Source organism: Lactobacillus helsingborgensis (assembly GCF_000970855.1).
In the GTDB taxonomy this organism is placed as follows: domain Bacteria; phylum Bacillota; class Bacilli; order Lactobacillales; family Lactobacillaceae; genus Lactobacillus; species Lactobacillus helsingborgensis.
This window is the reverse complement of sequence record NZ_KQ034046.1, coordinates 805,427-831,064: the sequence shown is the minus strand read 5'-3', so window position 1 is coordinate 831,064 and position 25,638 is coordinate 805,427. Positions and strand designations below refer to the sequence as shown.

Sequence of the window (25,638 nt, the reverse complement as noted above, 5' to 3'; positions counted from 1 at the left end):
TTAATCAAAGAACTTTTTAAAAAAGCTCTTAAAGCTTTTATCTTTATTTTGCGTATTATTTTTCGGTTTACTTTGCGAACTTTTTTCTCGCTTTAGTAACTCATGTCTATTATATTCTTCTTTTCTTTTTGTTTCATTAACAGCAGCCGCTCTTTTAGAAGTTTTTGTACTTTTTGGAGCCGAATTTTCTTCTTGTCCTAACGAGTTACTACCGTATATTGCATTAATTACCAAAAAATCAATATCTGACATTTTATATGCATAGTTCACAACACCGAAAGCAGCTGAGTAAATTGGATTGCGCATTCCAATCTGATCTGGTTGATAAATTCTGGCTTTGACGTTTAAAGTGTTAGCAATTATGCTATCAAAACCTTGTAGAAGACTGCTTCCACCTGTAATCACAATGCCGCCCGGTAATTTCAAGGCATCATGCTTAATTAAACCTTTTTCAATTCTATCAATGGTTTGCATGACCCGAGCGTTGATTATTTCACTTAAATATTCTTCATCAATCATTTGTTGGCCATTGGAACCGACGCTATTTACTGCAAATTTATTTTTACTTGAGGCCAAATTAGGATCGGCATAACCATAATCTAATTTAATTTGTTCAGCGTCTCTTTTTGAAGTGCTGAGAACAACTGAGATGTCATTACTAATATCGCTGCCACCTTCAAAATCGATATTGGCATATTTAATCTGATTATTGTGAATTACAGTAGCAGTAGTAACACCTCCGCCTAAATCAAGGATAATTGAGCCAAAATGACGTTCACTTTCAGTTAAAGCTACGCTGGCAATTGCAAGTGGGGTGGGAATAAAAAAGTTGTTACGATAGCCAGCACGTTCAATAGCTTTTTTAATATTATGCAAAGGACTAGCTGGGGCAGTCAGCATGATACCCTGTACGGAAAGCGAATGAGCAATCATTTTGCGGGGATCATCAACTTCAGTTCTGCCATCAATTAAAAAACGGCTTGGCAAAAAGGCAATAGGTTCGCGTTCATTTTTAACGGCAGATCTGACTGCAGCACGTACAACACGCATTACATCCTGATTGCCGACCTCTTGACCATTATCGCCTACATTAACCAAATCGCTTGCAGTTTCAAGCTGCAACATTCCTACAGGTATACCAGTTACAACTCGGTAAATATTAGCATTTGTTTTTTTAGCTATTTCTTTTAATGCTTTACTAATAGCAGATGCTGTTTCATCAATATCAACTATATTACCATGCCGCATCCCTTGATTAGGAACCGCAACTGCTCCAATTACCTTGCCTGAATCGGCTACAACCGCTTTCACACTTGTGGTGCCAATGTCTAAGCCCACTAATAAATTTGAATTGTCCAAAATTTACCCCCTGTTGCTGCTTTTAAAAAAATTTTACCATAAAAGGAGCTCAAAATCAGCCTAAGTTATACCATAAGCTCGCTTTTCGTTTGGTGTAAGTGGCCTGCTAAACGCACCTACTTCTAAATCAATCAAAGTATTTTTTCCCACTTTAGTTTTTATTTTATTATAATACTTTAATTTGCTTTTGAGGGTAGAAACGTTGCCAATAACTACATTTCCATCTTTCATTAAAAATATTACTTGGGATTTTCTGCGAGTATTGCCACTTAATAATTTGATTTGATCTTGAAAATCACTCGGTAAGCTGTTGAACAAATTTAAAGTTTCCTTTAAGGAAATTTCGTGATTGTATCCGACAAAAACCGGTTTATCTGAGCTAACTTTTGACCAAGGAATATATTGGCTACCTAATTTGCCATGTGAAAGTATCTTGCGATAGCCCTTATTTGTTTTGATATATCCTTTAGTGTGATATTCATCAATTTTAATTACTAAATTATTAAAATGTTTTACCCGAAAATTGACATTTTTAATTTCAGAGTATTTCTGGGATAATTTGTTATTTACAACTTGCTTATTAAAAAGATAGTCAACGACCTTATCACTGGCTTTTATTCCGGTAGCAGTAACTACATCTTTTACTGGCAGGTCTGTTTCTCCTTCTATTTGAACACTTTTAACATTGGCAAGAGGAGAAATATAATAACCTAAAACTAAAATCGCAAAAAGTGATATACCAACAAGGAGACCTAAACGTTTTAATAACGCTGACTTTCTTTCATTACGTAGTTGGGAAAGCGAGGCAGAGACCTTTGTTTTAGCTTTGGTCTTTTTCTTTTGTCGATTAGATTGATGGTCCAAATAAGGTGACAACTTTTCCTTTGGATCTATCTTGGTTACGCGCTTTTTTGTCAACTGCCCCACCTCCTTTTTATTGGGAAATTTCTTGCATTACTTTAATTACTTGATCTGAAGCATCTGGAACACCTAGTTTTTTGGATGCCTGACTCATCTCATTATAGTATTTGCGATCAAGCACAATATGATCTATTGAAGAAATGAAGTTATTAATATTAAGATCATCTTCTGCAATCACCGTTGCAGCTCCTGCTTTTTCAAGATCAAGTGCATTTTTCATTTGATGATTATGAGTTACATTGGGACTAGGTATTAGAATTGCGGGAACACCCAAGGCAGTGAACTCAGCAATACTGGTAGCTCCCGACCGAGAAACTACACAAATCATTTTTGGTAATAGAGCCGGCATATCTTTTACGTATTGCAAAACCTTTATACTGTTGCCATAATCGACACCAGCTAATTTTTGCTCAATTTCCTTATAATAATATGTTCCTGTTACCCAGATAACTTGATAAGGTTTCTTTTCAAGTCGAGTCAATGATTTCAGCATTATCCTATTGATAGCTAAAGCACCCCGAGAACCACCAAATACCAGAACAGTCGGTATTTGCGGATTTAGACCCCATTCTTCTTGCATATCAACCTTGGTTGCAGATAAATTGAGCACCTGCTGTGAACGCGGGTTGCCTGTTTTGACCAGTTTCTTTTTTTCTCTAAACTGCTTAGCCGCATCGTCAAATGTGTAGCAAATTTTATCTACATAATGACCTAAAAACTTATTAGCAACTCCAACAACGGAATTTGATTCGTGGATCATCGTAGGGATTTTCATTTTTGCTGCTTGGTAGACCATCGCCCCGCTGACGTAGCCACCGGTTCCCATCACCAGATCAGGCTTAAAATCAGTGATGATTTTCTCTGCTTTTTTTGTAGCTTTTAAGAATAGGTTAATTGTAGCAAAATTACTCAATATATGTTTACGAGAAAAGCCACGCATTTCAATAGTTTTAAAATTGACCCCTGCTGCCGGGACAATTTTAGCTTCCAGACCGGTTTTAGTTCCAACAAATAAAATATCATCATCGGTTGCTAAATTACGTTCTTTTAATCGTTCAATCAGTGCCATAATGGGGTATATATGTCCACCTGTTCCCCCACCAGTAAATATTATTCTCATTTTATTTCGTCTTTAATTCCTTCACAAAGTTAACAAAATAATCGCCGCGTTCTTCAAATGTCCTAAATTGATCCCATGACGCACATGCCGGTGAGAATAGTAAAACATCACCTGCAGTGGTTAAGTCATACGCCTTAGGAACTGCCTCCTGCAAAGTATTTTCAATTACAATTTTAGCAATACCTGCTTTACGTGCTGCATCTGCAAGCAAATAACGGGTTTCACCATATAAAACTACAGCCTTCACGTGCTTTTTTAAAAGGGGCACTAATGAATCAAAGGTAAAGCCGCGATCTAGTCCTCCTGCAATCCAAACCTCAGGTTCAGTAAAAGCCGGAATTGCTACTGAAGCAGCTTCTATATTGGTAGACTTTGAGTCGTTATAAATTTTCCGACCGTTAAGGGTCATGACATATTGTAAACGGTGCTTCGCCCCGGTAAAACTAGCTAAAACTGACCTAATGTCCTCATCAGCAGCACCCATTAATTGTGCAATTGCACTTGCAACCAGAGCATTCTGCTGATTGTGCAAGCCAGGCAACTTCATAGCAGCAGTTTTCATGATTTTTCCGTGCTGATTTTGTAAATAACCATCGGCAATAAAATAATCTGCCGTGCGATCATTTTCAGAAAAAGTTAAAACCTGAGCATTCGTCGCTTGCTTTTCCTTTTGTAAAATATCCTTCTGATCAAAGTTGGCTAAGAAATAATGTCCACTTGATTGCGTTCTAGTAACATTTAGTTTGGCATTAACGTAATTGGTGAACGTTTTATGATAATCTAAATGCACGTTATTATAAATATCAATAATTACTGCAATAACAGGATCAATATCGGTTACACCAAGAAGCTGAAAGCTTGAGGTTTCACAAACTAAAATATCATCTTTGGTAGCTTTTTCTACGACAGAAGAAATAGGAACACCAATATTGCCTACGGCATAAGCATGGTGACCTTTTCGGCTTAAATAGCGGTCGAGTATCTGTTGTGTCAACATAACAGTGGTAGTTTTACCGTTAGAACCAGTGACACAAATATATGGTGCTTCACTGACACTTAGAGCTATTTCCGGTTCAGTAATTAGTGGCAAATTTAATTTTTGTGCCTCTTGCACCATTGGATTTTCATACGGTATTCCAGGATTTTTAACAAGATAGTCAAAATGTTCCTGACTTAATAATTCAACTGGGTGTTTGCCGCCAATAACGCGCACACCCATTTTCTCAAGTATTTGCGCATTTTGATTTTTACTTAAATCAGCCTTATCGTTCAAAGTCAGCTTTGCACCAAGTTTAAGCAGTAATTTACTTACTGCAAAACCGCTTTTACCGAGGCCTAAAACTAAAATTTTTTTATCCTGATATGTTTTAACTTGCCTCATTGATTATTTTTAACCCCATATTACTAAATATAAAATACTACCTATTAAGCCGACTAACCAAAAAATAATATCAACTTTCCACTCGGAGTAACCCAGCATTTCAAAATGATGATGGATTGGCGTCATTTTAAAAATACGTTTACCCGTTGTTTGAAACGAAATCACTTGTAAAATTACGCTCGCAGTTTCACAAACGAAAACAATTCCAATTAATAAGAGCGACCACGGTCTATTCAAAAAAATACTGACAGCTGCCAGCCCGCCTCCCAAGGCTAATGATCCGGCATCACCCATGAAAATTTTAGCAGGTTTATGATTAAAAATAAAAAATGATATTAAGCCACCAATAACACTCATGCAGAAAATTAGTACCGCAAAGTTTTTTTGCTTGAATGCAATATAGGCATAAGTAGCATAAGCAATAAGTGATAAACCGGTAGCCAAGCCATCTAAACCGTCTGACAAGTTAACAGCATTAGAAAAACCTACCAACCAGAAAACGACGAATAAGGTAAAAATGACAACGTTGCTGACCATGCCGAAAAACGGCAGATAAAGATTAAATTTAAAATGATCAGTTGTTGCTATCATCACGATGATAAGAGCAACTAAAATTTGCAAGGAAAATTTCTGCCATGCACGTAAACCTAAATTACGTTTGTAAAAGAGCTTGATGCCATCATCTAAAAAGCCAATAATACCGTAACCCAGCATGCTTATTAGCAATATCCACATCAACTTAGATACTTCATGTTGCCATGCAGAAACCCAAATAGTAGAAATGGTTGCTGCTAAAACAAAAACCACTCCGCCCATAGTTGGTGTCCCGGATTTTTTTTCATGCCATTTTGGTCCTTCATCACGAATTTCCTGTCCTTCATGATGTGACCTCATAAAAATAATCATCCAAGGTAAAACAATTCCTGTGAATGCCAACGAACTTACTAATGCAATAATGCTAATAATCAGCATAAAATGCTACTCCTTTAATTGTATTTTGATTTTGGTTCCTGTTTTTAGAGGCTTTTGAGCAGAAATACTCTGCTTATGAACCACGCCTGAGCCTTTGATGCTTAATTTGACACCTGTTAAATCAGCAAATTGGTGTAATTCATCAAGATTCCAGCCCTTCATGTTCGGACAAATAAGTTTGCCATTCGTCCGCACCAAAATAGTTTTTCCAGCTTGCTGCTTTTGTCCCTTAGGATAAGACTGCTCTGTTATTTTCGAGCCCGTCCCAATTTTTATCAGTTTCAAACCGACACGCTGTGTGACCTTTTCAGCTTCTTCATAGCTTAACCCCTTCATATCTGGCACTTTAACTACCATTGAGCTATTCAGGTCATTTTTTGACATCATGATCACTCTGTTCATCATTGGTTTAAAAATTGATGAGAGAATGACTTCTGCAGGTTTACTCATCCTGCGAGGTTGTTTAACAGTAATGTAAATGCAATAGCGCGGGTGTTTCGCCGGTGTAACCCCAACAACAGAAAAGATATAATTATTATTACCTTTCAAATAGCCCCCACCTTTAAGGTTAGCTATTTGCGCAGTACCTGTTTTAACAGCAATACTTTGATTTTTCATTTGATAAGCTGCACCGGTCCCAATTCGTTTATTTAAAACCCGGCGCATGTTTTTAAGCACAACTTCCGCTGTTTCCTTGGTATAAACTGGCTGACCCACATTTTTAATTTGATAGCCGGTAATAGTATGATTATTGGCATCAGTAATCTTTTCAACAAATTGCGGCTTCACCATTTGACCATTATTTGCTAAACTGCTAAAAGCTTGCATCATTTGCATGACATTTACGTCAACGCCCTGACCAAAACTGGTAACAGCTTGATCAATTGGAGAATTAAAGGCGATGGTTCCCGCCTGTTCGCCAGGTAGTGTAACTCCCGTTTTTTGACCAATATGAAATCTTTTGAGGTATTTCTTCCACGTTTTCGCTCCCATCTGCTGTTCAATATGAACAAAACCAGTATTACTTGAGCGGGGGAAAGCTTGTGAAAAAGGTATGCTGCCCCATCCACGAGGTTGCCAGTCATGAATTACGGAACCATTAACAGTAACGGAACCAGAATTATAATATTGGTTAGGATGGTAATTTCCGCTATTTACAGATGATGAAAGTGTTAATACTTTAAAAACAGACCCTGGTTCATACGTATCTTGTACCAAAATATTGCGGTAGGACTTTTTCAAGCCCTTTTTTGTTTGCGGATTAAAAGTTGGCCTTTGAGAAGCAGCTAAAATTTTACCCGTTTTAATATCTTCTACAACAGCAGTCATAGAAACAGGGTTAAAAGTATTTTGCACATACGACAATCTACTTTCAAGATATGCTTGCAACTGTGAGTCAATAGTCAAATAAATATTGTTACCATTTACAGGTGCCTTATAAGTATGGGCACTGTTAGGCGTTTGAAAGTTCGAAGCATCGACAGCTGAGAGCTGGTAGCCGTTCTTGCCAGTAAGCACATCATCATACCAGGCTTCCAGCCCCATTGTCCCCTCTAAATTTTGCTGTCTGGTCTTTTCATCAAACTTGGGTGTAGCCATGCCAATTATATGAGAGGCAAAGTTACCATTGGGGTATAATCGCGACTGGGTTTCAAAAAATTTAATTCCAGGCAGTTTCATTTTTTCAATTTGAACCTTTTGCTTTTTGGTCAAATTAGAACCTGCAGTACCAAATTGTACCTGAAAAACAGAATGTGAAGGGTTAAGATAATTTAAAATTTTGTCTGCTTTAAGCGGTAAGACCTGAGACAATTTTTGGGCAGTTTTATTTTTATCTACTACATACTCCGGCTTATTTTTATAATTGATAGAAGACTTGTCTAGAATTGCATAAATAGTGTACAAGTGAGAATCTTGAGCCACTGCCAAACCATTACGATCATAAATAGTGCCGCGATTAGCCTTTAGCACTTGGTTACGCATATATAACTGCTCAGTCTTGGCCGTTAAATTCTGCCCATTAACTTTATTTGAAATACCAATATATAAAAATCTACCTATAAATACAAGAAAAACCAAAGCAACAGCTACCTCGAGAAATCTCCCGACTGTAAAACGGTATCCGTGAGCTTTGGATTGTTCAGTATTCGAATTACTAACGCGTTTTTTCATTAGCGTAAAGTCCTAATATTTTTTTCATTCAAAGCCAACCCCTTGCTGCGAGCAATCTTATTCATGCGCGAGCTCGAAGTTAGTTCTCCTAGTTCTTGATGCAAATCTCCAACTTGACTCTGACTCTTAGCTACAGAACGTTGCACATTTGTAAGTTCATGTTGAGCTGAAGTAGCAGAAATACTGGAAGAAACAAGCATTGTCATTAAGCCGATTGTAATCATCACTCCTACTGCAAGCAAGAACTTCTCAAAGCCAGTCCAGGCCACATTGTGATGATTAAGAACCTGACGTTGTCTTTGTTGTAGAACTTTTTGTTCACTAGGATTAAACTCTACTTTTCTTGCTAAATTATCAGCCATTGCCTTTTCCTCTTTATAATTTTTCTGCAACCCGCAACTTTGCACTGTGTGAGCGGTTATTATTTTTAAGCTCAGCAGCAGAAGCTACAATTGGTTTGCGGTTAACCAAACGAAGTGTTGGTTTCATATCATCTGGTATCACAGGCATCCCTCTTGGAACTTCAACCTCAGAATATTTCTTAAAAATATTTTTCACGATCTTGTCTTCATCAGACTGAAATGTAATCACGCAAATCCGACCACCGGGCTTAAGGAGCGCAATAGCCTCCTCAAGCGATTTATTTAAAACTTCAAGCTCGTGATTTACAGCGACACGTAAAGCTTGAAAAGTCTTCTTTGCGGGATGTCCACCAGTTCGACGTGCATACGCTGGAATTGCTTCCTTAATAACCTCAACTAGTTCAAAGGTTGTTTCAATTGGCTGTTTTTGTCTTTTAAGAACAATTTTATGGGCGATTTGACGAGAAAATTTTTCACCGCCAAATTGATACAAAATATCAGCTAACTCTTTTTGGCTTGCATTATTGACAAGTTGATATGCATCAAGACTTTGAGTTTGATCCATCCTCATGTCCAGCCTAGCATCAAAGCGGTAAGAAAAGCCTCTTTGTGCTTGGTCGAATTGAGGTGAAGATACGCCTAAATCATAATAAATACCGTCAATGCCATTCTGGTAACCCAGCTTAACCAAGTTAATTTTTAAATGACTAAAATTGTCGTGTACTAGTTGTAATTTAGGTTTTGCATCAGATTTGAGTAAATCAGCAAAGTTTAACTTGGCCGAATTTATTGCATATTCATCTTGATCAAAGCCGATTAAAGTGCCATTTGCAAGTTGATCTAGTAAATATTTTGCATGTCCGCCACCACCAAATGTCGCGTCTACATAAAGACCACCATTTTTTGGTTTTAAATTTTCTATTGTTTGGTGTAAGAGTACACTGGTGTGTTTGAATTCCATAGTTATAGTTCAATATCATCCAAATTTTCTGCGATATCATCATAGTTTTCGTTTGCTTCATCACTGAAGTTTTCCCAACGTTCTTTCGACCAAATCTCTATTCGGTCAGAAACTCCTACAATGACACATTCTTTAACCAAGGCTGCGTGTTTCTTCAACGTTGTGGTCAGATTTACACGACCTTGTTTATCAAATTCACATTCCATCGCACCAGAGTAAAACAAACGCGTAAAACTACGCGCGTTTCTCTTAGTTAATGGAAGTTGCGCTAATTTAGCTTCAATTTTTTGCCATGCTTCAGTAGTATAGCCAAAAATACAGCCTTCCATTCCGCGGGTAAAAATCATCTTGTCACCAATTTGACTACGCAAACGGGCAGGTATAATTAAACGCCCTTTGCTGTCAAGATTGTGATGAAATTCACCCATGAACATGGCTTAGCCCCCCTTCCACTGAATAATTTACCACAATTCACCACTTCCTACCACTTTTTAATCAAAAAAAGCTAAATATTTATTTTTTAATGACACAAAAAGCAAAAGTCGCAAACCTGTTCGGGTTTGCGACTAGTATTTTTGCTAATTTTTTTATTTTAAGTTTGACTATATCATCATAAATAACAGGCCTAAATACCAAAAAATTGTGTTCACTGTTAAATAGTTCCAGATTTTACGCATTGTTTTGCCTAAGGAAAGGTTTTTGTTTTTGACAGCATCGGAAACGGCAAGCAAGATTACCAAAAAGAAAAAAACAAAAAAGCCATAGGGTAAAAATTCGGGTTTTTGCTGCTGTTTAGTTATCAAATGACAACCATATATAAAAAATATGGGCAATAAGTCATAGCCCCTAAACTGAGCTTTTGGGAAGATTTTATTTACAATAAAAGCCAATGCAAGTCCTATTAATGGAATTATCAAAATTGAAAACATTTTTATTATAACCTCGTTTATTAATTTCTATTTTATCCTACTAGTCGTTTGAAAAAAACAATTAAGTAGCATAAAATATTGTTCAAATAGGGAGGTCTATCAATGACGCGAAGACATAAGAAAAAAAGATCTAAATTTGAAAAACTGACGATCGCAATGGCTTGGTTAATGGCGATTATTACTTTAGCAGCAGTTGTAATGCAAGCTGTAGGCGCCCTTGGCTTTATCCAATAAAAAAACGTGAGAATAATTTCTCACGTTTTTTATTAGCGATAATTTTCTAAATTAATCATAAATGGATGGTCTCGTGCTAAATTCCACCATAATCTATATGTAGCTGCTGCAAAAATAAAAGACCAAATTAAAGTAGGAAAAATACTTTGCAAAAGGCTTGTAAAAGCAATATTAGACAGACCGGTTACATTGAGAACAAGCCAAGTAAAAGAGTCAACTAAAATTGCTGCAACTAAAACTGCTAAAATCCGAGCCCAAAAAACTTCAGGTAAAAAACGTGCGACCTTTTGTAAAAGCCAGCAAAGTAGTGGCAAACAAACTGCATAAATACCAATGATGCCAAAGGAATATATGTCACTAACAACGCCAGCACCCAAAGCGAGCCAAATTTCTTTTGCATTCGTATCATCAAAAAGTGCAATTAGCATCATACTTACAGGTAACAACAAATTTGACGCATTACCAAATGAAAAGAACTGGTGGAGATAAAATGACAGACTGCCATTTACTGTTAGAGCAACAAACATGGCAAAAGCAAGACTAAATTTTTGCAAAGACCTCATTAGTCATCCACCTTTCTTTTGATAATGGTAATAACAGAAGGGTCATTTAATTCCCCAGCTGGTGTAATCTTAACTAGGTCAGATAGACCAAATGTATCATGTGTTGTCGTTGCAATTGTACCCACAAGCAAGCCTTTAGGAGAATTACCTCCCATACCGCTGGTGTATATCTTTGTACCACGCTTTAACTTTTTACCGTCAACTGCTTGCGTAAAAGCTAAAGTATTATCACCAATAACAGTGATGATACCATGTACTTTTTTACCATTTACAGCTTGAGCTTCAACTGCAAAACGGTTAGCTGATTTATCACTCGTAGTAATTAATTCAACTTTAGCCGAAGCAGCATTCACCTCTACAACACGACCAATAACGCCTCCTCCAGACATTACTGCCATATTTTTACGTAATCCTGCTGTTGTCCCTTTATTAATGATTAAAAGATCTGACCAACTGTCTGGCGAACGAGAAATAACTGAAGCTTGAATTTTCTCATAATCTGTCAAACTTTCTTTTAATTTAAGGGCTGATTTAAGTTGCTTATTCTCAGCTTCAAGGGTGGCATTCCGAGTTTTTGTTTGTTCCAAATCAGTAACTTTACTCTTTAAATAGTTGTTTTCATTCTGAGTATTCATAAGATCGTGAACATTATTCAAACTGCCAGAAACAAAACTAAGAGGAAAATCAATTATCCTTGCACCAACAGCAACTACATCGTTACCAAAACTTTGAATAATCATGGGAGTATTTCGCTTGTTACGCATAGAAACACTGCCACCTAGAATAGCAAAAATCAAGACCACTATTATACATGCTGATAATAATTTCTTATTTTGTAAAAATTTCTTCATATGGAAACAGTCCCTAAAGAAAAGTCGGCACTAATAGCCGACTAGTTTATTTATCTGCGACTTTTACGCATTACTTCGATATTTTTCAGAGACTCACCGGTACCAACTGCGACACAATCTAACGGATCTTGTGCTATGAAAACTGGAACTTTAGTAGCTTCTGAAATAACATCAGGCAAATTCTTAAGTAAAGCACCACCACCAGTTAGCACAATACCATGATCAATAACATCAGCTGCAATTTCGGGAGAAGTTTGCTCCAGAGTTTCTCTGATTGCTACAATAATATCTTGTACAACATCTTGAATAGCTTTGGAAACATCAACAGCTTTAACATCAACTGATTTAGGCAAGCCCGTGACTAAATCACGACCACGAATATTAACTGATTCAATACCCTCAGCTTTTTCAACTGAAGCCGAACCGATCTGGATTTTAATATCTTCAGCAGTTCTTTCACCGATTAGAAGGTTAAAGTTAGAATGAACATAATTGACAATAGCATTATTGAATTTATCGCCAGCTTGACGAATTGAAGTAGAAGAAACAATACCACCTAATGAAATAGTTGCAACATCAGTAGTACCACCACCAATATCAACTACCATAGAGCCAGTTGGATCCATTACTGGCAAACCAGCACCAATTGCTGCAGCAAACGGTTCTTCAATCACATAAGCTTCACGTGCGCCAGCAACCCGTGCAGCATCAATAACTGCTCTTTTTTCAACTTCTGTGACGCCTGAAGGTACACAAATCATAGCTGATGGTTTGGAATTACCTACTGTCTTTTCGATGAAATATTTTAACATTGACGCTGTGGTATCATAATCAGCAATTACACCATCTTTCATTGGTCTAATTGCTACGATACTTTCAGGCGTTCTACCAATCATTTCTCTTGCTTCTGAACCAACCGCGATTACTTTCCCAGTATGGGTGTTCTTTGCCACTACAGAAGGCTCTCTAAGGACAATACCTTTGCCTTCCATGTAAACAAGAGTATTGGCAGTTCCTAAATCAATGCCAATATTTTTTGCTCCTAATCCAAACACGAAAATCTCTCCTTATTATTGCAGTCTCTAAATCTTGAATAATTATAGCATAAAGTGCAACTTAAAAAAGAAAATGGAATGTAACTTTAAGATGAATTTAAAATAATTGTCGCTCACGCAAACTTAAATACTGTCCCTTACCTACAATGAAATGATCCAAAAAATCAATATGAAATAAGTCTGCTGCTGCCTGTAACATTTTAGTTAATTCAATATCACTGCTGGATGGAATTAAGTTACCGCTAGGATGATTATGAACAATAAATATCCCTGCACACGCATATATCACAGCCCAACGGAATATATCCCGCGGATGAGCTATTGACTTATCCAAAGTTCCCAGAAACAATCTTTTTTCAGCAATAATATGATTACTATTATCTATATATAGTGCCCACAGTTCTTCTTGTTTGTGTCCAGCTAATTTATCGGTCAGGTATGTTCCCACTTCGTTACTTGAAGTCATGATCAAATCACGGTCAGGAACTGCAGCTCGTATCCGTTCTAGTAATCCTTCAGCTAAAATAGCCAAGTCATCATTACATTGGCTGCCAGAGATATATTTTAGCAATTCATCAAAGTTTTTGATATTAAGTTCTTTAAGCTTCACAGCAAGTTGATCAAACTTTGTTATTCCCAGTTCTTTTAATTCATTGACAAAATCATTTAAAATTTCCCAGTCAGTTTTTACCAAATAGTGTTTAGATTTTATTAATTCCATAAAACCATCCTTTCACTATTTAAGTACGCTTAAATCTAGTAAATTTTTTTCAAAAACTCGTAAAAATCCTGACAGACAAAGGTCGCTTTTTGCTTATCTTTGGCAGACGCAGGAATTAAGTCGGGAACCATTACACACTTTATACCGGCATTAACAGCAGCCAATAAGCCTGGCGCTGAATCTTCAAAAGCCAAAATGTTTTCTTTTGCCACATTGAGTCTGTCTGCAGCTAAAAGATAAATATCAGGTGCTGGTTTGGGTTTGACCTTGTTTTTCTGCACATCGTCATAATTTAAGTGAAATTGAAAATAATTGCGTGCTCCAGTTGCCCACAAATTATGTTCAACCACATCTTCAGTGTTACTAGTTACAACTGCCATTGGTAATCCAGCTTGTTGAAATAGATCAAGGGCTTTTTGTACACCGGGTCTTAATTTCAACTTGCCCTCATCTGTCCATTGCCACACCAGTTCGTCTGTGCGTTTAATGAATTGATCGCGCTGCTCGGTATTCGTAAAATATTGTAAGTAAAAGTCATTCATATCTGTGTTAGTAGAACCTACAAGCTTAAGGTAGATATCATCAGGTGTACCTATATGTGCCTCTTTTGCCGCCTGAATATTCGCCTGCCAATATAAATTTTCCGAGTTTACCAATAAGCCATCCATATCAAAAAGAATGCCTTTAATATCTTCTTTAATTCCGTGAACGCGCATTATGTTTCTCCCTTTGCAAAACTTCCCCCACTAAATAAAAAGAACCTGTTACTAGCAGTATATCATTTGTTTGACTTGCTTGCTTTAGATTTAGATAGGAAGTTTGCCAATCAGAAAAGTAAGGGTATCTTTCTTGAACCCAAGCGGGAAAATCATCTTGCTTGGCTGCTCGTGGATAGTTGATAGTAGTCAAATAGACCTGATCCGTCGGTTTAAATAAATCAAAAACCTGTGCAATATCTTTATCTTTCATCATCATGATCAAAATCCTAATTTGACCGTGTCGTTTTTTTTGTTCATGATGAGCAAAATCAAGCAAATTGTGGACAGCCTGAATATTATGAGCACCATCTAAAATTATTAACGGATTATTTTGCAGGACTTGGTAGCGCCCGGGAACAACAGTGTGATTAATAGCATCTTGAATGTCACTTGCAGACAAAGTTAGATCTAGCAAACTAAATGCTTGAACCGCAACGCCGATATCATAACCTTCAACTAGCGGTTTAGGTAAAAATGATATTTTTTGAGAATGATCTTTATAAAGCAATTGTTTTTCGTCTGAAACCGTGAAATCCCGTCCCAGCAATTTAACAGTTGCATGTTCTGATTTAGCCTTCTGCTCTATGATAGGCAGCACTTTTTGAGGAATATTACCTAAAATAACGGGACGATTTTTCTTAATCACCCCGCTCTTTTCACGGGCAATATCTTCAATTGTCGGACCAATTATTTTTTCGTGATCTAATCCGACAGTAGTAATGACACTGATTTCAGGTGTAATTACATTAGTCTTATCATGTTCTCCCCCAATTCCAACTTCAATCACCGCATAATCACATTTTTCCAATGAAAAATAAAGAAAGGCCATTACCACTTCATATTCAAAAGTAACTAAAGAAAATTGACTATCTATTTGACAGATTGCTGTTAAAGCTGCCTCTACAGTATTAGCGACTTCCACTAATTTGTTATCACTAATGTTTTGACCATTTAGTTGAATACGTTCATTAAATTCAAACACGTACGGAGAAACAAAAAGACCAGTCTTTTGACCGGCCTTTTGCAGTAGACTACTTAAATAATAAGAAGTTGAGCCTTTACCATTTGTGCCCGTAACGTGAATAGTTTTTATTTGGTCTTGCGGATTGCCCAAAAAGGCTAGAACCCTTTTAATATAAGATAAATCTGCCTTATCGTGCAGTTTAGGAAGTGAGTATAAATAATTAATCACATCTTGAGCTTTAGTAAAAGTCACGTTATTCACTCTTCTTTAATTCTTGAATTCTTTCCTGAACGCTTTGAAGTTGATTTTCGTAATCAGCTTTTTTCGCTTTTTCTTTATTTATCACAGCTTCAGGAGCATGTGCGACAAAGCCTTGATTACTTAGTTTCTTAGTTGAGCGCTCAACTTCAGCTTGCAGATCTTTTTCTTCTTTGGTCATACGCTTGATCTCGTCTTCAATATTGACTAAATCAGCTAACGGAACAAAGATCTGTGCACCTGAGATCACGGCAGTCTTAGCAAGTTTTGGTGCAGCAATTTGAGTTGAAATGGTTAATTCTTTTGGATGCAAAAAGTTCTTAACGTAATCTTCATTGTCAGTTAAAATTCTTTCATTCTTTGCGTCTTCTAATTGAATCATAATGTCAATTGAAGAAGACAACGGAGCATTTACTTCCATACGAATATTACGTACTGCCTTAATGATTTCGATTAAGAAAGCCATGTCATGACGAGCTGGTTCATTTTCAAACTCAGCATGTGGTTCAGGATATTTGGCAACCATAATTGATTCACCATCGTGTGGCATGGACAACCATAATTTTTCTGTCACGAATGGCATAATCGGATGAAGCAAGCGTAAGATCTGATCAAGAATCCAAATCAAATTATCTTGTTTTCTGGTTTTTAATTCTTGATTATCACCATTTAAAGCAACTTTAGCCATTTCAATGTACCAGTCACAGAAGTCATTCCAAATAAAGTTGTATAATTCTCGACCAGCTTCACCAAATTGATAATCATCAAATAAACGAGTTACTTCGCTAACAGTGTGATTTAAACGATCGAATATCCAGCTGTCAGACAAATCAAACTCACTAGTATCAGGCATGTGAGCAGCTTGTGCATCTTCTGGTAAATTCATGATCACAAATCTAGCGGCATTCCAAATCTTGTTGATGAAGTTCCAAGCAGATGCCAGTTGCTTAGGATTATAGCGAGTATCTTGTCCTGGGGCTGTACCATTGAGTAAGAACCAGCGTAAAGCATCAGCACCGTATTGGTCAATGACATCCATTGGGTCTACTCCATTACCCAGAGATTTACTCATTTTACGTCCCTGTTCATCACGAATCAGGCCATGAAGAACCACATCATTAAATGGTCTTTCATGTGTAAAATGCAAGCTCTGGAAAATCATTCGTGAAACCCAGAAAAAGATAATATCATAACCGGTAACCAAGGCATTGGTTGGGAAGTAACGCTTAAAATCAACAGAATTTTCATCAGGCCAACCCAAAGTTGAAAATGGCCATAAAGCACTGGAGAACCATGTGTCTAAAACATCTGGATCTTGTTTCCAGTTTTCAATGTCCTTGGGAGCATCTTCGCCAACATACATTTCACCAGTCTTTTTATTGTACCAAGCAGGAATTCTGTGGCCCCACCATAACTGGCGTGAAATTACCCAGTCATGGACATCTTCCATCCAGTGATCTAAGGTTTGTTCAAATCTTTTTGGTACAAAATTAACCTTGCCAGCAGTTTTCTGATTTTCTAAAACTTTATCAGCAAGTGGTTTCATCTTAACGAACCATTGTGTTGACAAACGCGGTTCAACTTGAACACCAGAACGCTCTGAATGTCCAACCGAGTGCACAATCGGCTTAACTTTGAGCAAATAACCCTGTTCTTTCAGGTCTTTAACTAATGCTTTACGACATGCAAAACGATCCATGCCCTCATACTTACCGGCATTTTCGTTCATTGTGCCATCGTCATTCATGACGTTAATTCGTTTTAAGTGATGACGATTGCCAACCAAAAAGTCGTTAGGATCATGAGCAGGAGTGATTTTAACTAATCCGGTACCAAATTCTGGATCAACATGTTGATCTTCAATAATTGGGATATGACGACCAACTATTGGCAAAATTAATTCTTTACCGACAAGGTCTTTATAGCGCTCATCACCAGGTGCCACAGCAACCGCGGTATCACCGAACATAGTTTCAGGACGAGTAGTTGCGATTTCGACAAATCCCGAACCATCCGCAAACGGATATTTAATGTGGTAAAAGGCGCCCTTATCGTCTTGGTGAATAACTTCAATATCACTTAAAGCAGTCTGCAATTCAGGGTCCCAATTAATAATGTATTCCCCGCGATAAATTAAACCTTCATTATATAATTGGACGAAAACACGCCGAACGGCTTTAGATAATCCTTTGTCTAAAGTAAAACGTTCACGTGAATAGTCTAATGATAACCCTAGTTTAGCCCACTGGCTTTTAATAATAGCGGCGTATTCATCTTTCCAATCCCAAACCTGTTTAACAAAGGCTTCGCGTCCCATTTCATGACGATCTTTACCTTGTTTACGCAACTTTGCTTCAACTTTAGCTTGAGTTGCAATCCCGGCATGATCCATCCCTGGTAAATACAAAGTGTCATAGCCTTGCATTCTTTTAAACCTGATTAAAGTGTCTTGAATTGCTGTGTCCCAAGCGTGTCCTAAATGAAGCTTACCAGTAACGTTTGGTGGTGGAATAACAATTGAATATGGATGTGCCTTTTTATCTCCAGACGGTTTAAACAAATCTTGATCAAGCCATTTTTGATATCTACCCTGTTCGACCTCACGTGGGTCATATTTTGGCGCTAAATCTGTCATAATTCTCCTCCCAATAAAAAAGTCCTAGACATAATGTCTAGGACGATATGATTAACCGCGGTACCACCTAAGATTAAGCAGAACTACTTCTGCTTCTCTTAAAAATGATAACGGCATATTTACCGGGCCAGCTTACTTTAAGTTCAGCCAACCAGTCCAATCAAGCTACAAATTAACCTTCATTCGGCTTTTCACCAACCATGAGCCTTTCTCTATCTATAAGGTTAATACCTCTCAATTATTGCTTTGCAGGTATTATAACACTTTTTTTATAGCAGTGCAGCATCTTCTGCCGCTTTATCTGCTAAAAACTTATCGTTAGGATAAATTGCTGTAACTTGAATACCTGCTAAAGCTCTTTCTATTAAGCCTTCTACATCCAAACGGTTTTCAAATTCACGGGCCTTATCAATTCTAGGTTTAGTTTTTGGGCGCGGCGGCGCAAAGATAGTGCAGCAATCTTCAAATGGCTGAATTGACAGGTCAAAAGTACCAATCTTTTCAGCTAAACGGATAATCTCAGTCTTGTCCATTGTAGCAACCGGCCTAACAACAGGCGTCGTTGTAACATCATTAATTGCGGCCATTGATTCCAAAGTTTGTGAAGCTACTTGTCCGACGGACTCACCGTTAAAAATAGCCAGTCCTTTTCTTTTGGCTCTGATTTTATCAGCTAATTGCAGCATAAACCTCCGCTGAACAGTCATTAAGTAGCCTTCAGGGATTTTTTCTTTAATAGTTTCTTGAATTTCCGCAAAAGGTACTGCAATGAAATTGATTTTCCCTGCATAATTAGCCAAGATACCGGTTAATTCTTTAGCCTTATTTAGCGCTTTTTCTGTAGTATACGGTGGGCTATAAAAGTGAACCATATCAATATCAACGCCACGTTTTAAAGCTAAGTATGAAGCAACCGGTGAGTCAATACCACCTGAGAGCATCATGACAGCGCGCCCGCCTGTACCAACAGGCATACCGCCAGCCCCATGTAGTAATTGATTAGAAATATAAACGGCATCCTTACGCACCTCAATTCTGAGGACCAGATCAGGATGTTTCATTTCTACCTTCAAATCACTCATGTTGGCAAAAAGGTAGTCACCCACTATTTTATTTAATTCATTGGTATCGTATAAAAATTGGTGGTCGCTTCGTCTGGTATTAACTTTAAAAGTCATTCCCTTTTTGAAAGTTTCGTTCATTAAAGAAAGCGAGGTCTTTTCAATTGCTTCTAATGTCTTTTCAACTTTAATGGTAGGTGAATAAGTTTGAATGCCGAAAACCTTTTTCAGCCGTTGATCCACTTCCTTAAAAGGAGCATCGTTTAAAACTATGTGCATCCGATCATGACGCGGATGAATTTCAACTTGCGGAAAATCGCGCAGCACTTTAGTGACATTACCGGCTAAGCGACCGATAAAATCTTTGCGGTTTTTCCCTTTCGTTGAAAGTTCACCGTAACGAACCATTATCTCAGTATATTTCATCTAATTTTATTCTCCTAAATGATTAATTGTGGCAAAGTGCCGGTAAATCTGATCAAAGACTTTAATAAATTCATCAGCTTCTGCAAGAGTGTTAGTTTCATCAAAACTAAGGCGAATAGCACTGGTTGCAACTTTATTATCAATGTGCATTGCCACTAATGTGCTAGCCTCATCAACTTTAGTCGAGGCACAGGCAGAAGTCGTTGAAGTATAAATATCATGTTCTTCCAGTGTATGTACTAGTGTTTCTCCTCTGATCCCTTCAAGTGCAAAACATAAAATATGCGGTGCAAAGTCAGCAGAAACAGGTGAAAAAATAGTTATCCCCGGTTTATCTTGTAAGTATGCTACAATTTTGCCTTTAATAGCAGACTCTTTTTGAGCTTTAGCCGCTTCATTTTCTAACAGAAGGCGGATAGCTTTAGACATTCCTGCAATTGCCGGCAAATTTTCGGTACCCGACCGCAGCCCTTTTTCCTGACCACCGCCATCATGAAGTGGTGCGAGCATTTTTCCTTCTTTTTTGTAAAGAATACCCGTACCTCTTGGAGCATGAAATTTATGAGCAGACAAACTGGAAAAATCCACGCGGGGAGTAAAAACACGCTGCCAAATATTTTTACCTAAAGCTTGGACGTTATCAACATGAAAACTGACTGTCGGATAATTAGTTAACAAATCACTAATTTCTTCAATGGGCTGAATAGTTCCAATCTCATTATTAACACCCATAATTGATACCAAAGTAGTGTCAGAATCCAGTGCATTACGCAAATCATTAACGTTAACGCGCCCTTCTTTGTCAACTGGCAAGCGAGTTACCCGAAAACCCAGGTATTCTAAAGCATTAAAAGCATTAGCGACGGAGGCATGTTCAACACTTGAAGTAATGAGGTGTTTACCAAATTCACGTTTTTGAAAAGCAGTCCCTTTTATTGCCCAATTGTTCGCTTCGGTACCACCTGATGTAAAAAATATTTCATCCTGTTTAACCTTTAAAAGTGCAGCAATTTGCTTACGTGAACTTTCTAAAAGTTGAAAAGCACGGTCACCCAATTTATGTAAACTGGAGGGATTGCCCCAAATAGTTTGCGCAACTTGATCATAGGTTGCTAAAACAGAAGGGTCAATCTTGGTCGTGGCACTATTGTCAAAGTATATCAAAAGTTTCTCTCCCCCAAAGCACTACATGATTAGCTATTAACTTATAAATTGTAACTTAAATTAACTAAAGCTTCAATTATTAATGCAGCTACACTAAAAAAGCTTTAAAATCATTTGCTAATCTTAAAGCTTGATAATTATAATTGGTAACTAAAGTATAATCAATTGTTTTTCTTATCTGAATAATACAAGTTTTCTAAACGCTGATATGAACCTGGTTCGACTTTTTCAATAGCAGTCGCAATCGTATCAAGAGCATCTTTATAATTGAATTCTTCTTCATAAAGTTGCATTGCCTTTTTCTGAGCAGCTTTAATTGACCCATTATTTGAATATTTATTTGAATATTGTAAGGTAAGCTGAACTAAGTCCGCAGAATTGATAATATCGTCTGACTCTCTTTTTAACCTTTCAACGTCATCAGAAATCTGAATTAATTCCTGTGAAATCTTTTCCATATTTAATCGCACTTGGCTTAACTCTTTAGCCACGTGCCCAATTTCATTGACGACTAACGTATACATCTGGACAAAGGCATCGGGGTTTCCCGGCAGCTTTTTACGCTCCAAACGCCGATAAACCAGAGAAACTTCCTGCTTGAAACGGTTGATTGAATCATTAGCCACATTTTCAGAATCATATAACCCATCAACATCTTGCGCCATTTTTTTCTGTTGCGCACTAATTTCGCGTAAACGGTCCAACATACTTAACCACGACGATTTAATTGCAGAATATACTCCTTTACCATCAGCCACATTCTGCGTATCAACCGTATATTGCCGCTCCATATCATTAACTTCTTGTTCTAATTGCCTACTGGTAGCTAATTCATTATGCGTTAATTCATAACTTTCATCAATATGGCGTAATTTAGCGACCAAATTCTTAGACTCTACTTGTTCATGGGCCAATAAGCGTTGGATTTTCTCCTGGTTTTCCTCTACAAATGGACGTGCCTTGTATTCTTTAATCAAAACGTCGTACAAGGCCGATATTTCTTGTTTGATTTTAGCAATTTCTTTATTCAAAGCAGAAATCTTTAATTCGGTTAATAGCTTACCAGCATCGGTAACTTGACCACGGACTTTCTTAATTTCGGCTAAAACATCAAGCTCAGTAATATAAAACTTGGAAGACATCATCTTTTTATATGTATCAGATAATTCATCTAATTGATCTTGAAATACCTGATCAAGTTGATGCCTTGCCTCTCTGACTTGGGGTAAAAGGCAGCCTACATTTGCCAAAGCAGCTTTAATTTTTGAAAGAATACGTTTTGCTTCTACCTGATCGCCTTGAGCAGTTAAACTCTTAGCTTCGGAAAAGTCATTTTCCATTGCTGTCAGCTCATTTTCAATCTGATCAAGGGCAGAACCATATTCAAAAGAATCAGCAAGTACATTTTTGCGCAGGTCTTTATACTGATTAAATAAGTCATCATATTGCTTTTGGTTTTCTCTATTTGATTCGAGCAGTTCAGTGAAAACTTCCTTAGTATTTTTCGCATCATCATAAGTTTGCGTCATAATTTCCTGAGCTTGTTTGATGTTTTTATGCGCTTTAAATAAATGATAATGCGCATTTTGGTCGGCTGCTTGTTCGAGAAAAGTCTGCGCTGCAGGTATTTTTTCAGTTGCTGCCTGCGTATAATTCTTGCGCCATGTAGTCAAAGTAGTCAGACTCTCACCTGCTAAATCCATTTTATCCAGATCAATTATATCTGTTTCCAAATGCATTTTTTCTATTTCTGAGATCTGGTCGTCCAATTCCAAAATTTCCCGCAATTGACGACGGTTGACTACTATCATAAGTACTACAATTATAATAATGATTAAACTTGCTATGATTACAACTATGGATTGAGCTGGTGACATAATTTTCCTCCAAAACTAACCCAATTATAACAAATTTCTGTATTATTGTGGGTATGAGTTTTCTTTACTGGCAAAAATAATCAAATTCTGCCGAGAAAATTTAGTTACTATTAATAAATACACTCTAGTTTTAAAGGGAAATTGTTTAGTATGAGGGCTAATTAAAACTGGTTTTTCTTTTTTCTTCCTATTAAATAAAGTAAACAATGTTTTCCTTGCTTTAATACACTGAGACAACTATAATATAGAGCGTGTAAAATATTTGCAGCTATAAGTGGCAAGAACGTCAACATCTTAATACGTTTTAGTGAACGAGTAACCGACGCTGCAATAGGCGAAAATGAAAATTAAGATGCACGAATGTTAAACTTATACGTAACTATTTTACTCCAAAAACTGTTATCAGATTTTATTGGAGGATTTTATGTCAAGATATACAGGTCCAAGTTGGAAACGTTCTAGAAGATTAGGAATTTCACTTTCAGGCACAGGCAAGGAAATTAGTCGTCGTAACTATGCTCCTGGTCAACATGGTCCTAATTCACGTGGTCGTTTATCAGAATACGGCGAGCAATTGCACGAAAAGCAGAAGCTACGTTGGATGTACGGTTTAAACGAACGTCAATTTAGAACTTTGTTTACACGTGCCGGCAAGATCCGTGAAGGTGAACATGGTACTAACTTCATGGCTTTACTTGAATGCCGCTTAGACAGTCTTGTTTATCGTTTAGGTTTTGCTACTACTAGAGAACAAGCTAGACAACTAGTTAACCACGGTCACATTACTGTTGACGGCAAGCGTGTTGATATTCCATCTTACGAAGTTAAGGCTGGTCAAGTCATTGGCCTCAAAGAAAAGTCAAAGAACTTGCAACAAGTTAAGGATGCGCTTGAAGCAGTTGTATCCCGCCCATCTTTTGTTTCATTTGATGATAACAAAATGGAAGGTTCACTTGTTCGTCTCCCAGAACGTGATGAAATGGAACCAGAAATTAACGAAGCTTTAGTTGTTGAATACTACAACAAGTTACTTTAATTTCCACATTTTACAAAACCCCTTTCCTGCTTGGAGAGGGGTTTTTGCTACCCGAAAGGAGAGCTACTGATGACTGAAGATTTAAATACCAGAGTATCGAACGCTGCTCAAGGGATTACCCCGCAAACAAGACCTGATGAACGAAGAAGATTTTTAGGTTCCCTTCGCGAACGGGTTTTAGTTAGAATGACTAATACAGAAGTACAAGACCCCAAATTAACTAAACTATTTTTATTACACTTTAAAGATTATACAGGGTACAACATACTAATAAATGGCAATTTGCATGATAATTTTGTGGATCAAGTAGAAACTTATTGTAGTAAATACGAGATTGCTTTTACTATTGTTAACAACGAGACTGCTAAAACCGGTCCAGACGACTCAGCCATTTTAGTAGTAGCACCAACCGCAATTAACAAGATGCGGATTGAAATTGATCAGGTATATCCGCCGGAAATGCCTAAACCCCAGCTTAGCAATACTAATCAAAAAAAGGCTGGCTTCTGGCATCGGCTTTTTCATGGAGACAATTAAATGAAGCCATTAGCTTACAGAATGAGACCACAAAATTTAGATGAGGTTGTTGGTCAACAACATTTAATTGGTCCGGGTAAAATTATTCGGCGAATGGTTGAAGCCAGGATGCTGTCATCTATGATACTTTATGGCCCCCCTGGTATCGGCAAAACCAGTATTGCCAGTGCAATTGCCGGTTCAACCAAATATGCTTTTCGCCAGCTGAATGCGGCAACAGATAGTAAAAAGCAGTTAGAACAGGTAGCAGCAGAAGGAAAACTCAGTGGCACAGTTATATTATTATTAGATGAAATTCACCGTTTAGACAAAACTAAACAGGATTTTCTCTTACCATTGTTAGAATCTGGACAAATTATTTTGATTGGTGCAACAACTGAAAATCCGTATATAGCTATCTCTCCTGCTATTCGTTCCCGGTGTCAAATTTTCGAACTTAAGCCTCTTGCTGCAGAAGACATCAGTAAAGCAATTGATCGTGCTTTAACTGATGATAAAAACGGATTGGGAAAATACCAAGTCAAATTAACACATGATGCTAGAAATCTTTTAGTGCAAAAATGCAATGGTGATTTACGTGCAACTCTAAACGGACTTGAATTAGCTGTGCGTTCAACAAAGCAAGAGCTGATTGCAGCTGGTAAAACTGAAACTGAAAGCCTGACTATTAACCAAGACGAAATGGCAAATTCGATTCAGATGCGTAGCCAAAACTTTGATGCCAAAGGTGACGGCCACTATGATTTAGTATCTGCTTTTCAAAAGTCAATTCGCGGTTCTGATACTGATGCAGCCTTACATTATTTAGCGAGATTAATTGAATCAGGTGATCTAGTAGCAATTTGCCGGCGCCTAAGCGTGATAGCTTATGAAGATATTGGGCTGGCTAATCCAGCCGCTGTTCAGCATACTCAAGTTGCTATTCAAGCTGCCAAGAATCTCGGATTTCCTGAAGCCAGAATACCTCTAGCTAACGCAGTCATTGAGTTAGCAATATCTCCTAAGAGTAATAGTGCAATTAGTGCGATTGATGCTGCCTTGCAGGATGTCAGACATAAGGATTATGGCAGCATACCAGCAGATTTAAAAGATGCCCATTATTCCGGAGCCAAAAAATTAGGTCATGGCAAGGGCTATATTTACCCTCACTCTTTTGCAAATGATTGGGTAGCCCAACAATATTTACCAGATAAATTAGTGGGTAAACAATATTTCCAGCCTAAGGGCAATTCTAAAATTGAAAAGGGCTTAAAAAAGCAGTACGAAACCTTGCATGAATTACAAAAAAATGGTTTAAAGAAAAAATAAACGAATTCAAAAA

At 37.4% G+C, this 25,638-nt stretch carries 24 protein-coding genes; 4 read left to right on the top strand and 20 right to left on the bottom strand.

Translation table 11 applies throughout. From position 1 onward, the window contains the following. From ftsA to JF73_RS03810, 10 genes are all read right to left on the bottom strand, one after another. Positions 1-1,359 (bottom strand): cell division protein FtsA, encoded by a 1,359-nt coding sequence (gene ftsA / locus JF73_RS03855; RefSeq protein WP_046327047.1) that lies wholly within the window; start codon positions 1,357-1,359, stop codon positions 1-3. A gap of 60 nt (positions 1,360-1,419) precedes the next feature. Further along, entirely contained in the window at positions 1,420-2,277 is an 858-nt protein-coding gene (locus tag JF73_RS03850) for a cell division protein FtsQ/DivIB (RefSeq protein ID WP_046327046.1), read from the bottom strand. Between the two features lie 16 nt (positions 2,278-2,293). After that, on the bottom strand, positions 2,294-3,400 hold the full coding sequence (gene murG, locus JF73_RS03845; protein ID WP_046327045.1) for an undecaprenyldiphospho-muramoylpentapeptide beta-N-acetylglucosaminyltransferase: 1,107 nt from the start codon (positions 3,398-3,400) through the stop codon (positions 2,294-2,296). Between the two features lies 1 nt (position 3,401). Beyond that, entirely contained in the window at positions 3,402-4,781 is a 1,380-nt protein-coding gene (murD, locus tag JF73_RS03840) for a UDP-N-acetylmuramoyl-L-alanine--D-glutamate ligase (RefSeq protein WP_046327044.1), read from the bottom strand. A 9-nt stretch (positions 4,782-4,790) separates the two neighbouring features. Next, complete coding sequence (mraY, locus tag JF73_RS03835; RefSeq protein WP_046327043.1) at positions 4,791-5,753, bottom strand: phospho-N-acetylmuramoyl-pentapeptide-transferase; 963 nt, start codon at positions 5,751-5,753, stop codon at positions 4,791-4,793. Between the two features lie 6 nt (positions 5,754-5,759). Continuing rightward, complete coding sequence (locus tag JF73_RS03830) at positions 5,760-7,925, bottom strand: PASTA domain-containing penicillin-binding protein (protein WP_046327042.1); 2,166 nt, start codon at positions 7,923-7,925, stop codon at positions 5,760-5,762. Next, positions 7,925-8,287 carry a cell division protein FtsL gene (gene ftsL / locus JF73_RS03825; RefSeq protein ID WP_046327041.1) on the bottom strand — a complete coding sequence of 121 codons (363 nt, stop codon included), beginning with the start codon at positions 8,285-8,287 and terminating at the stop codon, positions 7,925-7,927. The genes JF73_RS03830 and ftsL overlap by 1 nt, the downstream gene beginning before the upstream one ends. A 13-nt stretch (positions 8,288-8,300) precedes the next feature. Next, on the bottom strand, positions 8,301-9,248 hold the full coding sequence (gene rsmH, locus JF73_RS03820; protein ID WP_046327040.1) for a 16S rRNA (cytosine(1402)-N(4))-methyltransferase RsmH: 948 nt from the start codon (positions 9,246-9,248) through the stop codon (positions 8,301-8,303). A 2-nt stretch (positions 9,249-9,250) separates the two neighbouring features. Beyond that, entirely contained in the window at positions 9,251-9,682 is a 432-nt protein-coding gene (mraZ, locus tag JF73_RS03815; RefSeq protein WP_038522316.1) for a division/cell wall cluster transcriptional repressor MraZ, read from the bottom strand. Between the two features lie 168 nt (positions 9,683-9,850). Beyond that, positions 9,851-10,177: a DUF3397 domain-containing protein gene (locus tag JF73_RS03810; RefSeq protein WP_046327039.1), complete on the bottom strand. Its 327-nt coding sequence runs from the start codon at positions 10,175-10,177 to the stop codon at positions 9,851-9,853. Positions 10,178-10,279: 102 nt separating this feature from the next. Between JF73_RS03810 and JF73_RS09520 the strand changes: the two genes are divergently transcribed. After that, complete coding sequence (locus JF73_RS09520) at positions 10,280-10,411, top strand: DUF4044 domain-containing protein (RefSeq protein ID WP_084608687.1); 132 nt, start codon at positions 10,280-10,282, stop codon at positions 10,409-10,411. Positions 10,412-10,443: 32 nt separating this feature from the next. On the opposite strand, the gene mreD is transcribed toward JF73_RS09520, so the two are convergent. The 10 genes from mreD to ezrA all read right to left on the bottom strand — a co-directional run bounded on the left by mreD (position 10,444) and on the right by ezrA (position 22,744). Continuing rightward, positions 10,444-10,974, bottom strand: coding sequence for a rod shape-determining protein MreD (gene mreD, locus JF73_RS03805; RefSeq protein ID WP_046327038.1), 531 nt, complete (start codon positions 10,972-10,974; stop codon positions 10,444-10,446). Then, positions 10,974-11,825: a rod shape-determining protein MreC gene (gene mreC, locus JF73_RS03800; protein WP_046327037.1), complete on the bottom strand. Its 852-nt coding sequence runs from the start codon at positions 11,823-11,825 to the stop codon at positions 10,974-10,976. The genes mreD and mreC overlap by 1 nt, the downstream gene beginning before the upstream one ends. A gap of 50 nt (positions 11,826-11,875) precedes the next feature. After that, on the bottom strand, positions 11,876-12,880 hold the full coding sequence (locus tag JF73_RS03795; protein ID WP_038522305.1) for a rod shape-determining protein: 1,005 nt from the start codon (positions 12,878-12,880) through the stop codon (positions 11,876-11,878). A 97-nt stretch (positions 12,881-12,977) separates the two neighbouring features. After that, positions 12,978-13,601, bottom strand: coding sequence for a JAB domain-containing protein (locus JF73_RS03790; RefSeq protein WP_046327036.1), 624 nt, complete (start codon positions 13,599-13,601; stop codon positions 12,978-12,980). 35 nt (positions 13,602-13,636) lie between these two features. Continuing rightward, on the bottom strand, positions 13,637-14,317 hold the full coding sequence (locus JF73_RS03785; RefSeq protein WP_046327035.1) for an HAD family hydrolase: 681 nt from the start codon (positions 14,315-14,317) through the stop codon (positions 13,637-13,639). After that, complete coding sequence (locus JF73_RS03780; protein ID WP_046327034.1) at positions 14,298-15,575, bottom strand: bifunctional folylpolyglutamate synthase/dihydrofolate synthase; 1,278 nt, start codon at positions 15,573-15,575, stop codon at positions 14,298-14,300. The genes JF73_RS03785 and JF73_RS03780 overlap by 20 nt, the downstream gene beginning before the upstream one ends. Position 15,576: 1 nt before the next feature. Further along, complete coding sequence (locus JF73_RS03775) at positions 15,577-18,216, bottom strand: valine--tRNA ligase (RefSeq protein ID WP_046327033.1); 2,640 nt, start codon at positions 18,214-18,216, stop codon at positions 15,577-15,579. Positions 18,217-18,485: 269 nt separating this feature from the next. After that, positions 18,486-19,703, bottom strand: a complete 1,218-nt coding sequence (gene thiI, locus JF73_RS03770) for a tRNA uracil 4-sulfurtransferase ThiI (protein ID WP_046327032.1) — start codon at positions 19,701-19,703, stop codon at positions 18,486-18,488. 6 nt (positions 19,704-19,709) lie between these two features. After that, on the bottom strand, positions 19,710-20,867 hold the full coding sequence (locus JF73_RS03765; RefSeq protein ID WP_046327031.1) for a cysteine desulfurase family protein: 1,158 nt from the start codon (positions 20,865-20,867) through the stop codon (positions 19,710-19,712). A 161-nt stretch (positions 20,868-21,028) separates the two neighbouring features. Beyond that, positions 21,029-22,744, bottom strand: coding sequence for a septation ring formation regulator EzrA (gene ezrA, locus JF73_RS03760; RefSeq protein ID WP_046327030.1), 1,716 nt, complete (start codon positions 22,742-22,744; stop codon positions 21,029-21,031). Between the two features lie 424 nt (positions 22,745-23,168). Between ezrA and rpsD the strand changes: the two genes are divergently transcribed. The 3 genes from rpsD to JF73_RS03745 all read left to right on the top strand — a co-directional run bounded on the left by rpsD (position 23,169) and on the right by JF73_RS03745 (position 25,625). Then, the gene (rpsD, locus tag JF73_RS03755; protein WP_046327029.1) at positions 23,169-23,780 is read left to right on the top strand and encodes a 30S ribosomal protein S4; all 612 of its coding nucleotides are present in this window, start codon (positions 23,169-23,171) and stop codon (positions 23,778-23,780) included. Positions 23,781-23,849: 69 nt separating this feature from the next. Continuing rightward, the gene (locus JF73_RS03750) at positions 23,850-24,317 is read left to right on the top strand and encodes a YueI family protein (RefSeq protein WP_046327028.1); all 468 of its coding nucleotides are present in this window, start codon (positions 23,850-23,852) and stop codon (positions 24,315-24,317) included. After that, the gene (locus JF73_RS03745; protein ID WP_046327027.1) at positions 24,318-25,625 is read left to right on the top strand and encodes a replication-associated recombination protein A; all 1,308 of its coding nucleotides are present in this window, start codon (positions 24,318-24,320) and stop codon (positions 25,623-25,625) included. The last annotated feature ends 13 nt before the right edge of the window (positions 25,626-25,638 follow it).